Origin of the sequence: Nocardia harenae NBRC 108248 (assembly GCF_001612885.1) — a bacterium.
Taxonomy (GTDB): Bacteria; Actinomycetota; Actinomycetes; order Mycobacteriales; family Mycobacteriaceae; genus Nocardia; species Nocardia harenae.
In genome coordinates this window covers 158,863-171,617 of record NZ_BDBH01000012.1, presented here as the reverse complement: position 1 = coordinate 171,617, position 12,755 = coordinate 158,863, and the positions used below count along the sequence as shown (strand labels likewise).

At 70.5% G+C, this 12,755-nt stretch carries 12 protein-coding genes and 2 tRNA genes; 4 read left to right on the top strand and 10 right to left on the bottom strand.

Going from position 1 to position 12,755, the window contains the following annotated elements; genetic code table 11:
- Nucleotides 1–18 precede the first annotated feature (18 nt).
- On the top strand, nt 19–948 hold the full coding sequence (locus tag NH2_RS23840) for an NUDIX hydrolase (RefSeq protein ID WP_067658625.1): 930 nt from the start codon (nt 19–21) through the stop codon (nt 946–948).
- A gap of 175 nt (nt 949–1,123) precedes the next feature.
- Here NH2_RS23840 and NH2_RS23835 read toward each other — a convergent pair whose 3' ends face one another.
- The 3 genes from NH2_RS23835 to leuC all read right to left on the bottom strand — a co-directional run bounded on the left by NH2_RS23835 (nt 1,124) and on the right by leuC (nt 4,107).
- On the bottom strand, nt 1,124–1,885 hold the full coding sequence (locus tag NH2_RS23835) for an HU family DNA-binding protein (protein ID WP_067658622.1): 762 nt from the start codon (nt 1,883–1,885) through the stop codon (nt 1,124–1,126).
- A gap of 156 nt (nt 1,886–2,041) precedes the next feature.
- Nucleotides 2,042–2,650, bottom strand: coding sequence for a 3-isopropylmalate dehydratase small subunit (leuD, locus tag NH2_RS23830; protein WP_067658620.1), 609 nt, complete (start codon nt 2,648–2,650; stop codon nt 2,042–2,044).
- 32 nt (nt 2,651–2,682) lie between these two features.
- Nucleotides 2,683–4,107 (bottom strand): 3-isopropylmalate dehydratase large subunit, encoded by a 1,425-nt coding sequence (leuC, locus tag NH2_RS23825; protein ID WP_067658617.1) that lies wholly within the window; start codon nt 4,105–4,107, stop codon nt 2,683–2,685.
- A gap of 75 nt (nt 4,108–4,182) precedes the next feature.
- On the opposite strand from leuC, the gene NH2_RS23820 reads away from it, so the two are divergent.
- Together NH2_RS23820 and NH2_RS23815 are read left to right on the top strand one after the other, a co-directional pair.
- A complete protein-coding gene (locus NH2_RS23820; RefSeq protein ID WP_067658614.1) occupies nt 4,183–4,884 on the top strand; it encodes an IclR family transcriptional regulator in 702 nt (233 codons plus the stop codon).
- A 30-nt stretch (nt 4,885–4,914) separates the two neighbouring features.
- Nucleotides 4,915–5,418: a pyridoxamine 5'-phosphate oxidase family protein gene (locus tag NH2_RS23815; RefSeq protein ID WP_067658612.1), complete on the top strand. Its 504-nt coding sequence runs from the start codon at nt 4,915–4,917 to the stop codon at nt 5,416–5,418.
- 42 nt (nt 5,419–5,460) lie between these two features.
- On the opposite strand, the gene NH2_RS23810 is transcribed toward NH2_RS23815, so the two are convergent.
- The 4 genes from NH2_RS23810 to NH2_RS23795 form a co-directional block, all read right to left on the bottom strand.
- A tRNA-Glu gene (locus tag NH2_RS23810) sits at nt 5,461–5,533 on the bottom strand.
- A gap of 115 nt (nt 5,534–5,648) precedes the next feature.
- Nucleotides 5,649–5,720 (bottom strand) — tRNA-Gln (locus tag NH2_RS23805).
- 116 nt (nt 5,721–5,836) lie between these two features.
- A complete protein-coding gene (gltX, locus tag NH2_RS23800; protein WP_067658610.1) occupies nt 5,837–7,309 on the bottom strand; it encodes a glutamate--tRNA ligase in 1,473 nt (490 codons plus the stop codon).
- Between the two features lie 9 nt (nt 7,310–7,318).
- A complete protein-coding gene (locus NH2_RS23795) occupies nt 7,319–8,092 on the bottom strand; it encodes a fumarylacetoacetate hydrolase family protein (RefSeq protein WP_067658607.1) in 774 nt (257 codons plus the stop codon).
- Nucleotides 8,093–8,227: 135 nt separating this feature from the next.
- Here NH2_RS23795 and NH2_RS23790 point away from each other — a divergent pair, with 135 nt between their 5' ends.
- Nucleotides 8,228–9,433, top strand: a complete 1,206-nt coding sequence (locus tag NH2_RS23790; protein WP_067658604.1) for an MFS transporter — start codon at nt 8,228–8,230, stop codon at nt 9,431–9,433.
- A gap of 187 nt (nt 9,434–9,620) precedes the next feature.
- On the opposite strand, the gene NH2_RS23785 is transcribed toward NH2_RS23790, so the two are convergent.
- From NH2_RS23785 to NH2_RS23775, 3 genes are all read right to left on the bottom strand, one after another.
- A complete protein-coding gene (locus tag NH2_RS23785) occupies nt 9,621–10,628 on the bottom strand; it encodes a 3-isopropylmalate dehydrogenase (RefSeq protein WP_067658601.1) in 1,008 nt (335 codons plus the stop codon).
- A 27-nt stretch (nt 10,629–10,655) separates the two neighbouring features.
- Nucleotides 10,656–12,254: a phosphoglycerate dehydrogenase gene (gene serA, locus NH2_RS23780; protein WP_067658598.1), complete on the bottom strand. Its 1,599-nt coding sequence runs from the start codon at nt 12,252–12,254 to the stop codon at nt 10,656–10,658.
- Nucleotides 12,255–12,421: 167 nt separating this feature from the next.
- Nucleotides 12,422–12,628: a cold-shock protein gene (locus NH2_RS23775; protein ID WP_011210759.1), complete on the bottom strand. Its 207-nt coding sequence runs from the start codon at nt 12,626–12,628 to the stop codon at nt 12,422–12,424.
- Nucleotides 12,629–12,755 lie beyond the last annotated feature (127 nt).

The window sequence follows — 12,755 nt, the reverse complement described above, 5'->3', positions numbered from 1 at the left end:
TCACTCTGGGATCCTCGCGTGACCGCCAATATCCACGCCGCGGGCGCCGTGCTGTGGCGTCCCGCGCGGGGGGCGGGCAGCGCGCCGAAGCGCGACGAGATCGAGATCGCGCTCGTGCACCGGCCCAAGTACCGGGACTGGTCGCTGCCGAAGGGCAAGCTGGAGCCGGGCGAGTCGCCGGTGCTCGCCGCCGTGCGCGAGGTCGGCGAGGAGACCGGCGTGCGCAGCGTGCTCGGCCGCTACCTCGGGCACGTGACCTACCCGGTCACCGGGCACCGCAAGCTCAAGCGGGTGGACTACTGGGCGGCGGAGGCGCAGGAGGGCGAGTTCGACCCGAACGCCGAGATCGACGACCTGGTCTGGCACTCGCTGGACAAGGTGATGCGGGAGCTCTCCTACCCGATGGACCGGCAGGTGCTGCGCACCTTCAGCAAGCTACCGCCGCGGACGAGCACGCTGCTGCTGGTCCGGCACGCCAAGGCCGGGCAGCGCGGCAAGTACCACGGCCCCGACCTGGAACGCCCGCTGGAACCGGCCGGCGTGGAGCAGGCGCGGACGCTGGTGCCGAACCTGCTCGCCTTCGGTGCGCGGGAGGTGTTCTCGGCCGACCCGGTGCGCTGCGTGCAGACGGTGGCCCCGCTCGCCGAGCGGCTCGGGGTCGAGGTGGGGCTGGAGCCCGCGCTCTCCGAGGACGCCTACGCGGCCGATCCGAAAGGCGCGCTGACTCGGATCCGGGAGCTGGTGTCGGACAGCGCGGTCCGGGTGGTGTGCAGCCAGGGCAAGGTGATCCCGGAGCTCATGCGCGGCTGGGCGGCGGCCGACGGCCTCACGCTTCCCCCCGCGCGGAACCGCAAGGGCAGCGTGTGGGTGCTGTCCTTCGTCGACGGCCGCATGGTGGCCGCCGATCACCTGGATCGCAGGCTCTATGTGGACAGCGCCGAGGAGTAGCGCGCAACGCCCGCGAAAACGGCCCCGAGGCTCGTGATCCCGGGGCCGTTTCCCGTCTGCGTGCGGGTCGGGAGACGGTCTGGTCTTCCGGCTGCGCCGCACCGCGTTCCGATGGCACCGACCGGTCGCGGTGGACGCCGGTACGGATGTCACGGACACCGTCGACAGCTGGGGTTCAGCTGCTGCGGCGGGCCGGTGCCTTCTTGGCCGCGGTCTTCTTGGCCGCCGTGGTCTTCGCGGCGGTGGTCTTGGCCGCGGTGGCGGTCTTCTTGGCCGGGGCCTTCTTGGCCGCCGCCGTCTTCGTGGCCGCCGCCTTGGTGGCGGTGGTCTTCTTGGCCGGGGCCTTGGTGGCGGCCGTCTTCGTGGCCGCGGCGGGGGTCTTCTTGGCCGGAGCCTTCTTCGCCGCGGTCTTGGTGGCGGTGGCCTTGGCGGCCGGAGCCTTGGTCGCGGCGGTCTTCTTGGCCGCGGCCTTGGTGGCGGGCGCCTTGGTCGCCGCCTTGCGGGCGGTGGTCTTGGCAGGCGCCTTGGTGGCGGCGGTGGTCTTCTTCGCCGCCGTCGTCGCCTTCTTCGCCGCCGCCGTCTTCTTGGCGGCCGTCTTCTTCGCGGCCACCGGCGCATTCACGCCGCGCTTCACGGCCGGGCCGCTCGCCGCGAGTTTCTGCTTACCCGCGATGACGGCCTTGAACTGCGCGCCCGGCCGGAATGCGGGCACCGAAGTCGGCTTCACCTTGACGGTTTCGCCGGTGCGCGGGTTCCTGGCGACGCGCGCGGCGCGCTTACGCTGTTCGAAGACACCGAATCCGGTGATCGTGACGCTCTGACCCTTGTGGACGGCGCGGACGATGGTGTCGACCACGTGCTCGACTGCCGCGGTGGCCGTGCGCCTGTCCGTACCCAACTTTTCGGTCAGAACGTCGATCAGTTCCGCCTTGTTCATTGAATCCTCCGCAGACTAATGGCCCGTCGTCGGACCGACTAGGTACCACGGTAAACCCAGTTTGGGCAAGAGTCTATGTGCCACGCCAAAATTCATGTGGTTTAGCACACGTCCAGCTACCGGCCTACATGTAGCGCAGCTAACGGCCCGAGGTGATTACGCTCGCGAAATATGAGCTGGCAGGGTGGTGGGTTTCCATGCCGGCCTTTGGTTTTCATAGGCCCCGATACGGGCTTCTTGGCGGAGGGTCAGTCCGATATCGTCCAGACCCTCCAGGAGACGCCACCGAGTGTAGTCGTCAATGTCGAACGGCAACACGACGGTTCCTGCCGTCACGGTGCGCGCCCGCAGGTCCACAACCAATTCCATCCCCGGCTGTTCCTCGAGCAACTTCCAGAGCATTTCGACATCATTCTGTGACATCTGCGCGGCCACCAAGCCGCCCTTACCCGCATTCCCACGGAAGATGTCGGCGAAACGCGACGAGATCACCGTTCGAAAGCCGTAGTCCGACAGTGCCCACACCGCGTGCTCCCGGGACGACCCGGTGCCGAAATCGGGACCGGCCACCAACACGCTGCCCCGGTCATAGGGCGCGGTGTTGAGAATGAAGTCCGGATCGGTCCGCCAGGCCGCGAAGAGCCCGTCCTCGAATCCGGTGCGGGTGACGCGCTTGAGGTAAACCGCCGGAATGATCTGATCGGTGTCGATGTTGGAGCGGCGCAGCGGCACGCCGACGCCCTTGTGCACGGTGAACGGTTCCATGGAAATTCCTCCGGGTGGGGTTCGGGTGGTCGTCAGTCCAGATCCGCCGGTGAGGAGAGCGTTCCGCGCACCGCCGTGGCGGCGGCGACGAGCGGCGAGACCAGGTGGGTCCGGCCGCCCTTGCCCTGCCTGCCCTCGAAGTTGCGATTCGAGGTCGAGGCGCAGCGCTGACCGGGCTCCAGCTGGTCGGGATTCATTCCCAGGCACATCGAGCAGCCCGCCTGCCGCCATTCCGCGCCCGCGGCGGTGAAGATATCCCCGAGGCCCTCCTGCTCGGCCTGCGCGCGCACCCGCATACTTCCCGGCACCACCAGCATGCGCACACCGTCGGCGACGCGCCTGCCCTGCAGAATATCGGCGACCGCGCGCAGATCCTCGATCCGGCCATTGGTGCAGGAGCCGACGAAAACGGTGTCGACGGTGACCTCGCGCAGCGGGGTGCCCGGAATCAGATCCATGTAGCGCAGCGCCTTGGCGGCGGATTCGCGCTCGGTCTCGTCGGAGATGGCGGCCGGGTCCGGCACCGTCTCGCCCAGCGGCAGCCCCTGGCCCGGGTTGGTGCCCCAGGTGACGAAGGGGGTCAGCGCCGAGCCGTCGATGCGCACCTCGGCGTCGAAGACCGCGCCCTCGTCGGTCTTCAGCTCCTCCCACGCCGCCACCGCGGCATCCCAGTCGGCGCCCCGCGGCGCGTGCGGGCGGCCCTTCAGGAAGGCGTAGGTGGTCTCGTCCGGGGCGATCATGCCCGCCCGCGCGCCCGCCTCGATCGACATGTTGCAGATCGTCATGCGCGCCTCCATGGACATGGCGCGGATCGCCTCGCCCCGGTACTCCAGCACGTAGCCCTGGCCGCCGCCGGTGCCGATCTTCGCGATCACGGCCAGGATCAGGTCCTTGCTCGTGACGCCGGCGGGCAGCTCGCCGTCCACGGTGATGGCCATGGTCTTGAACGGGCGCAGCGAGAGCGTCTGGGTGGCCAGCACGTGCTCCACCTCGCTGGTGCCGATGCCCATGGCGATCGCGCCGAACGCGCCGTGCGTGGAGGTGTGGCTGTCGCCGCAGACCACCGTCATGCCCGGCTGGGTGAGGCCGAGCTGCGGGCCGACCACGTGCACGATGCCCTGGTCCAGGTCGCCCATCGGGTGCAGCCGGATGCCGAACTCCGCGCAGTTGTGGCGCAGCGTCTCCACCTGGGTGCGGGAGACCGGGTCGGCGATCGGCTTGTCGATGTCGACGGTCGGGACGTTGTGGTCCTCGGTGGCGATGGTGAGATCCGGCCTGCGCACCGGGCGCCCCGCCGCGCGCAGCCCGTCGAAGGCCTGCGGGCTGGTCACCTCGTGCACCAGGTGCAGGTCGATATAGATGAGGTCGGGCTCGCGGCTCGCGCCCTCGCCCTCCCCGCGCGCGACGATATGCTGCTCCCACACCTTCTCGGCCAGTGTGCGTGGACGATCGGCCATTCTTGGATCACCTTCCGTACCGGGGGCTGGTGGATTCCTTTTGAATCCCAGAATACGAGACGTTAGTATCGTTCTATGAGACAGCATAGCGGCATCGGGGTCCTGGACAAAGCCGTGACGGTGTTGTACGCGGTGGCCGAGGAGCCGTGCGGGCTGACCGAGCTCTGCGCCCGCACCGGGCTGCCGAGGGCGACCGCGCACCGCCTCGCGGTCGGGCTCGAGGTGCACCGCCTGCTGGCCCGGGACAACCAGGGCCGCTGGCGGCCCGGCCCCGCCCTCGCCGAGCTGGCCGTCGGGGCGACCGACCCGCTGCTGGACGCGGCGGCGGCGGTGCTGCCCCGGCTGCGGGAGATCACCGGCGAGAGCGTGCAGCTCTACGCCAGGGACGGCCACTCCCGGGTCTGCGTGGCGGCGCTGGAGCCGCCGGTGGGGCTGCGGGACACCGTCCCGATCGGGTCCCGGCTGCCGCTGACCGCGGGGTCGGCGGCGAAGGTGCTGCTGGCCTGGGCCGACCCCGAGCTCCAGCGCGACCTGCTCGCCGACGCGGTCTTCGGCGAGCGCGCGCTGGCCGAGGTGCGCAGGCGCGGCTGGGCGCAGAGCGCGGCCGAGCGGGCGGCCGGGGTGGCGAGCGTCTCGGCCCCGGTGCGCGACGTCTCCGGCGCCGTGGTGGCGGCGATCTCGGTCTCCGGCCCGATCGACCGGATGGGCCGCAGGCCGGGCGCGCGCTGGGCCGCCGACCTGGTGGCGGCGGCGGAGGCGCTGCAGAAGCGGCTCTGACCCGGCTGCAACGCGTTCTAGAGTGGCGGCATGGGAGTCAACCAACGCACGCAGATCGTGATGTCCGAACCGGAGATCACCCGCTTCCTCGCGACCAGCCGGGTCGCCACCTTCGCCACGCTGGGCAAAGAGGGTGTGCCGCACCTCACGGCGATGTGGTACGCCCTGCTCGACGGCGAGGTGTGGTTCGAGACCAAGGCGAAGTCGCAGAAGGCGGTGAACCTGCGCCGCGATCCGCGGGTGACCTGCCTGGTCGAGGCCGGCGACACCTACGACCAGCTGCGCGGCGTGGCGATCGAGGGCCGCGCCGAGGTGGTGGACGATCCGGAGCGGCTCTTCGCGGTCGGGGTGAGCGTCTGGGAGCGCTACACCGGCCCGTACACCGAGGACATGCGCCCGCTGGTCGAGCAGATGCTGCACAAGCGGATCGCGGTGCGGGTGGTGCCGGAGCGGGTGCGCTCCTGGGACCACCGCAAGCTCGGGATGCCGGCCATGCCGCTCGGCGGCACCACCGCCGCGGAGCCGCCCGCATAAAGCGAGAGGCCCCCGATCCGTGGACCGGGGGCCTCCCGTGTGTAGCCCCGACGGGATTCGAACCCGCGCTACCGCCTTGAGAGGGCGGCGTCCTAGGCCGCTAGACGACGGGGCCAGGACTTTCTTTCACTTGTTTCGCCCCCTGTGCGGGAGGCGGTTGCCAGCTTAGCTGGCGGGAGCCCGGCAACCAAATCGCCGGGTTCCGAACGCTTTTGGCGATCGGCTCTCCGCTGGGGTACCAGGACTCGAACCTAGAATGGCTGAACCAGAATCAGCTGTGTTGCCAATTACACCATACCCCAATGACCAGGCGACCCCGACCTCGCTTCCGGCTGAATGCGAGGGGGCGTTTTCCGGCCGGGAAGAAGAGTACCAAAGGGGCCGGGGTAAACTACAAATCGCCTGGTCACGGCCCTGTTCAGCGCTCGGGGCGCCACTCCAGCGCGGCGTTCAGCCGGGCCAGCGAGAGTTCCCGCCCGAGCAGCTCCATCGACTCGTAGAGCGGCGGGCTGATGTGCGAACCGGTGATCGCCACCCGCACCGGCGCGAATGCCTTCCTTGGTTTCAACTCCAGTTCTTCAATCAATGCGACGCGCAGCGCCTCCTCGATCGCGGGGGTGCTCCATTCCGGTAGCGCTTCGAGTGCCGCCAGCGCACCGCGCAGTACCGGCTCGGCGGGTTCGCCGAGATTCTTCGCGCCCGCCGCCGGGTCGATCGAGAACTCGCCCGCGGGCGCGAAGAGGAATCGCAGCAGCCCCCACGCGTCGTCCAGAACCACGATCCGGGTCTGCACCAACTCGGCGGCCGCCGCGAAGACCTTCTCGTCGATTTCCGCGCCGATCCGGCCCTGCCGGGTCAAGAACTCCCGGAGCCGGTGCGCGAAATCTCCGGCTTCCAGCAAACGGATGTGTTCCGCGTTGATCGCGTCGGCCTTCTTCTGGTCGAAACGGGCCGGGTTGGAATTCACCGAGGAAATGTCGAAGGCCTCGACCATCTCCGTCATGGAGAACACGTCGCGGTCGTCGGCCAGCCCCCAACCGAGCAGCGCGAGGTAATTCAGCAAACCTTCGGGAACAAAGCCGCGATCGCGGTGGGCGAACAGGTTGGACTCCGGATCCCGCTTCGACAACTTCTTGTTGCCCGGCCCCATCACGAAGGGCAGGTGACCGAACTCGGGGGTGAACTCGGCGACCCCGATCCGGCGCAGCGCGGCATAGAGCGCGAGCTGCCGCGGGGTGGAGGAGAGCAGGTCCTCGCCGCGCAGCACGTGGGTGATCCGCATGAGCGCGTCGTCGACCGGGTTGACCAGCGTGTACAGCGGATCGCCCGACCCGCGGGTGAGTGCGAAATCGGGCACCGTCCCGGCCTTGAAGACGGTCTCGCCGCGCACCAGATCGTGCCAGCCCAGGTCCTCGTCCGGCATCCGCAGCCGGACCACAGCGGGCCGTCCGTCGGCCTTGTGAGCGGCGATCTGCTCGGCCGTCAGATCCCGGTCGAAGTTGTCGTAACCGAGCTTGGGATCGCGCCCGGCAGCCCGGTGCCGAGCCTCGACTTCGTCCGGCGTGGAGAAGGATTCGTACGCCTCACCGGCCGCCAGCAACCTCTGCACGACCTCCAGGTGCTGCCCCCGGCGCAGGGATTGCCGGTAGGGCTCGTAGGGCCCGCCGACCTCGGGACCCTCGTCCCAGGTGAGGCCGAGCCAGCGCAGCGCGTCCAGGATCGCGCGGTACGACTCCTCGGTGTCGCGGGCCGCGTCGGTGTCCTCGATCCGGAAGACGAAGGTGCCGCCGTGGTGCCGGGCGAACGCCCAGTTGAACAGCGCGGTGCGCACCAACCCCACGTGCGGGGTCCCGGTGGGCGACGGGCAGAAGCGGACCCGAACTTCGGTCATGGCTCTCTTTCAGCGTTTCGTGGCAACGGGATTGGTCAGCGTACCGATCCCCTCGATGGTCACCGAGACGTTCTGCCCCGCCTGCACCGGGCCGACGCCATCGGGGGTTCCGGTGAGCAGCACGTCGCCGGGGAGCAGCGTCATCACCGTACTGACGAACTCGATCAGCGTCGGAATATCGTGCAGCAGCAGCGATGTGCGGCTGCGCTGGCGCACCTCGCCGTCGAGCTCGGTGACGAGCTCCAGATCGCCGGGGTCCAGCTCGGTCTCGATCCAGGGCCCGAGCGGGCAGAAGGTGTCGTACCCCTTGCCCCTGGTCCACTGCCCGTCCGCCTGCTGCTGGTCGCGCGCGGTGACATCGTTGGCGACGGTGTAGCCGAGGATCACGTCGCGCGCCTTGGCGGCGGGCACGTCCTTGCACGGGCGGCCGATCACCACCGCCAGCTCGCCCTCGTAGTCGACGCGGGAAGAGCTGGGCGGCAGGATGATCGGCACGTTCGGGCCGGTGATCGCGGTGTTCGGCTTGAGGAAGATGACCGGCGACTCCGGCGCCTCCCCGCCCATCTCCGCGGCGTGCGCGGCGTAGTTCTTGCCCACGCACACCACCTTGCTCGCCAGGATCGGCGCCAGCAGCCGGACGTCGGCGACCGGCCAGCTCCGGCCGGTGTAGGTCGGGCTGCCGAACGGGTGCTCGGCGATTTCCCTGGCGACACTCTCGGTTCCCTCGCCCTCGATACGGGCGAAGGCGACTCCGTCGGGACTGGCTACTCGACCTAGGCGCATGGCCGCAGTCTATCGACCCGGCGCCACCTGCTCGAACACACCCGACCGAGCGGTCCGCTCCGGCGCGGTGTACCGTGGGGGCGTTGTTCAGTTCGTGAGATTTGAATCCCGAAATATGGGAATGCGAGGTGTGCCATGGCGGCGCTGACGGCGGCTGTCGGCGAACGGCGGCGCTGGGCCATGCTCGGGCTCGGCGTTTTCGCGCAGGCTTCGAGCGCGGTCTTCATCCACGGCGTGCCGTTCCTGCTCCCCGCGCTCACCGACGGCGGGATGGCGCTGCCCACCGCGGGGCTGCTGGTCGCCATGCCCACCGTCGGGCTGGTCTGCACGCTGATCGCCTGGGGCTGGGTGGTGGACCGGATCGGCGAGCGCAAGGTGCTCGTGGCCGGGCCGCTGATCACCGCGGCCGCGGGCGGCGCCGCCGCGCTCACCGCCCACCCGATCGCGCTGGGCGCCTTGCTCTTTCTCGGCGGGGCGGGCGCGGCGAGCACCAACGGCGCGAGCGGGCGGGTGATCGTCGGCTGGTTCCCGCCGCACCGGCGCGGGCTGGCCATGGGGATCAGGCAGACCGCGCAGCCGCTCGGAGTCGGGATCGGCGCGCTGGCGATCCCCGCGGTGGCGGCGCAGCACGGGGTGCCCGCGGCGGTGCTCGTCCCCGCGGTCATGGCCGCGCTGGCGGCGGGGGCGTGCGCGCTCGGCATCATCGACCCGCCACGCCCGGAGCGCGCGGCGGCCGATCCGGCGCTGCTCGCCAACCCCTACCGCGGCGACGGCACGCTGTGGCGCATCCATGCCGTCTCGGTGCTGCTGGTGGTGCCGCAGGGCACGCTGTGGACCTTCGCGCTGCTCTGGCTGCATCGGGACGCGGGCTGGTCGCTGGCCGCGGCGGGGCTGCTGGTCACCGCGACCCAGGTGCTCGGCGCGCTCGGCCGGATCGGCGCGGGCGCCTGGTCGGACCGGGTGGGCAGCAGGCTCGGGCCGCTGCGCACGGTGGCGATCGCCGCCGTGGTCTCGATGGCCGCGCTGGCGCTGGCCGCCTGGACCGAGTGGTGGTGGGTGGCGATCCCGCTGCTGGTCGCGGCGTCGGTGATCACGGTGTCGGACAACGGCTTGGCCTTCACCGCCGTCGCCGAGATCGCGGGCCCGTACTGGAGCGGGCGCGGGCTCGGGGTGCAGAACACCGGCCAGAACCTCGCCATGGCGGCGGTGCCCCCGCTCTTCGGCGCCGTCATCGACGCGGCCGGCTTTCCGGCGGTCTTCATCGCCGCCGCCGTCATCGCGACGGTCGCGGTCCCCCTGGTCCCGCGCGACCGGCAGCGCTCGGTCGCCTCGGCCTCCTGAGCGGCTACCGGGCGGAGTCCGGGACAGCGGCGTCCCGGCCCCGACGACAGGTCCAGGCCCGCCCGGACCGTGCGCCGGCGAAGCTCCCCGATGTCGGCCCGCCACAGGCGACCGGGGTTGCGGGGCGGAGCCCCGCGAAAACAACCGGTGCCCCACCCGAACCCGGGCGGGGCACCGGCCGCGAACCCTAGACCGCCGCAGCGATCCGATCCCCGACCTCCACGGTCGAGGCCGAACCGGACCGCCCGGCCAGATCCTTCGCCACCGCCGCCTCGATCCGCCCCGCCTGCTCGGTGTGCCCGAGGTGCGTGAGCAGCAGCGCCACCGAGAGAATGGCCGCGGTCGGATCCGCCGTGGACTGCCCGGCGATATCCGGCGCGCTCCCGTGCACCGGCTCGAACATGCTCGGGTTGACGCCGGAGGCGTCGATATTGCCGCTCGCCGCCAGCCCGATGCCACCGCTCACCGCGGCCGCCAGGTCGGTGATGATGTCGCCGAACAGGTTGTCGGTGACGATCACGTCGAAGCGGCCCGGGTCGTTCACCATGTGGATGGTGGCCGCGTCGATGTGCTGGTACGCCGTGGTGACATCAGGGAACTCGGCCCCCACCTCGGTGACCGTGCGCTGCCAGAGCGACCCGGCGAAGGTGAGCACATTGGTCTTGTGCACCAGCGTGAGGTGCTTGCGCCGCGCCCGCGCCTTGGCGTAGGCGTACCGCACCACGCGCTCGATCCCGAAGCGGGTATTGGTGCTCACCTCGGTCGCCACCTCGTGCGGCGTCTCCACCCGGATCGCCCCGCCGGTCCCGGTATACGGCCCCTCGGTGCCCTCGCGCACCACCACGAAGTCGATATCCGGCGACCCCGCCAGCGGGCTGCCCACCCCCGGATACAGCTTGGATGGCCGCAGATTCACGTGGTGGTCCAGCGCGAACCGGGTGCGCAGCAGCAGCCCGCGCTCCAGCACACCGCTCGGCACCGACGGGTCGCCGATCGCGCCGAGCAGGATGGCGTCGTGCTGCTTCAGCTCGGGCAGCACCGAGTCCGGCAGGATCTCACCGGTCGCGTGGTAGCGCTTGGCGCCCAGGTCGTACTCGGTGCGCTCGACGCCGGGCAGCACCGTGTCCAGCACCTTGAGCGCCTCGGCGACGACCTCGGGGCCGATTCCGTCACCGGGGATGACAGCAAGCTTCATGGGTTGCTCCGTTGCTTTCCGTGCCGCTCAGGACAGGTCGATCTGCGCGATCTTGGAGGCCCCGACGGCCTCCGCGATGGCGCCCTGCACCTCGGCGGGCACCTCCTGGGCGACCCGCAGGATCACCGTCGCGCCGTCCTTGTCCGCGTCCTGGGTGAGCTGGGCGGCCAGGATGTCGATCCCGGCCTCGCCGAGCCGGGTGCCGATCTTGCCGAGCGCGCCCGGCTGGTCGTCGTAGTTGAGGATGGCCAGGTTCAGCCCCTCGGCACGCAGGTCGTAGTTGCGCCCGTTGATATTCACGATCTTCTGCACCTGCTGCGGCTCGGTCAGCGTGCCGGCGACGTTCAGCGTGCGGCCGTCGCCGAAGACCGCGCGCAGGTCGACCAGGCTGCGGTGGCTCGGGCTCTCCGACACCGTGGTCACCTCGGCGCTGATCCCGCGGTCCTGGGCGAGCGCGGGCGCGTTCACGAAGGTCACCTGGTCCTCGATGAGCGCGGAGAAGATGCCGCGCAGCGCCGCCAGTTGCAGCACCGCGACCTCCTGGGCGGCCAGCTCGCCGCGCACCTGGACCTCAAGGCTCACCGGCAGCTCGTCGGAGAGCCCGCCGAGCAGCGCGCCCTGCTTGCGCACGATCTCCAGCCACGGCGCGACCTCGTCGGCGACCGCGCCGCCGGTGACATTCACCGCACCGGGCACGAACTCGCCCGCCAGCGCCAGCAGCACCGACTTCGCGACATCGGTGCCCGCCCGGTCCTGCGCCTCGGTGGTGGAGGCGCCCAGGTGCGGGGTCACCACGACCTGCGGCAGCTCGAAGAGCGGGCTGTCGGTGCACGGCTCGGTCTCGAAGACGTCGAGCCCCGCCGCGCGCACGTGGCCGGAGGTGATGGCCTCGGCCAGCGCGGCTTCGTCGACGAGCCCGCCGCGCGCCGCGTTCACGATGATCACGCCCGGTTTGGTCTTGGCGATCGCCTCGCGGCCGATGATGCCCTTGGTCTCCGGCGTCTTCGGCAGGTGCACCGAGATCAGGTCGGCCCGCTCCAGCAGCTCGTCCAGCGGCAGCAGCTCGATCCCGAGCTGCGCGGCCTTGGCCGGCGACACGTAGGGGTCGTACGCCACGATCTTGGTCTCGAAGGCCGCGAGCCGAGCCGCGAACAGCTGCCCGATCCGGCCGAGCCCCACCACGCCGACCGTCTTGCCGAAGATCTCCACGCCGTTGAAGGAGCTGCGCTTCCAGGTGTGCTCGCGCAGCGTCGCATCGGCCTGCGGAATCTGGCGGGCCGCCGCCAGCAGCAGCGTGACGGCGTGCTCGGCCGCGGTGTGGATGTTCGAAGTGGGCGCGTTCACCACCAGGACGCCGCGCTCGGTGGCGGCCGGAACCTCGACATTGTCCAGCCCGACCCCGGCCCGCGCCACGATCTTCAGCCGCTTGCCCGCGTCGAGCACCTCGGCATCGACGGTGGTGGCGGAGCGCACCAGCAGCGCGTCGGCCTCCGGCACCGCGGCCAGCAGGGCCGGACGGTCCGGGCCGTCCACCCAGCGGACCTCGACACCGTCACCGAGCGCGTCGACGGTCGACTGGGCGAGCTTGTCGGCGATCAGGACAACAGGACGGCCAGCTTGGCTCACGGTGCATTACTCCTGGGAAGGGGGGTTGGTTGCCACCGAGCAGCTTAGTAGCCCCTGGTCGGCCCCTGGTGGCCCACCCTTCGCGGCAGTGTGCGGCGTCTCGCTCCGGACACAGCAGCGGCCCCGTACCGATCCGGTACGGGGCCGCCGCGAAGTCCGATCGAGGATCAGGCGACGACGCGCACGTCCTGCGCCTGCGGGCCCTTCTGGCCCTGCCCGATCTCGAACTCCACCCGCTGGCCCTCATCGAGGGAGCGGAAGCCGCTGCCGCTCACAGCCGAGTAGTGCACGAAGACGTCGGGACCCCCGCCGTCCTGTGCGATGAAGCCGAAGCCCTTCTCGCTGTTGAACCACTTCACAATGCCTTGAGCCATTTCATACTTTCCTGTAGACGAGCCGGGAAACTTCTGTTGCTACTCCCGGTCTCGGGTTCCAGCTTGCCAGGTGTACGAGGAATCCTCCACTTGGAACAGGTGGGGGAAGTGTGAGGTAGGTGACGTA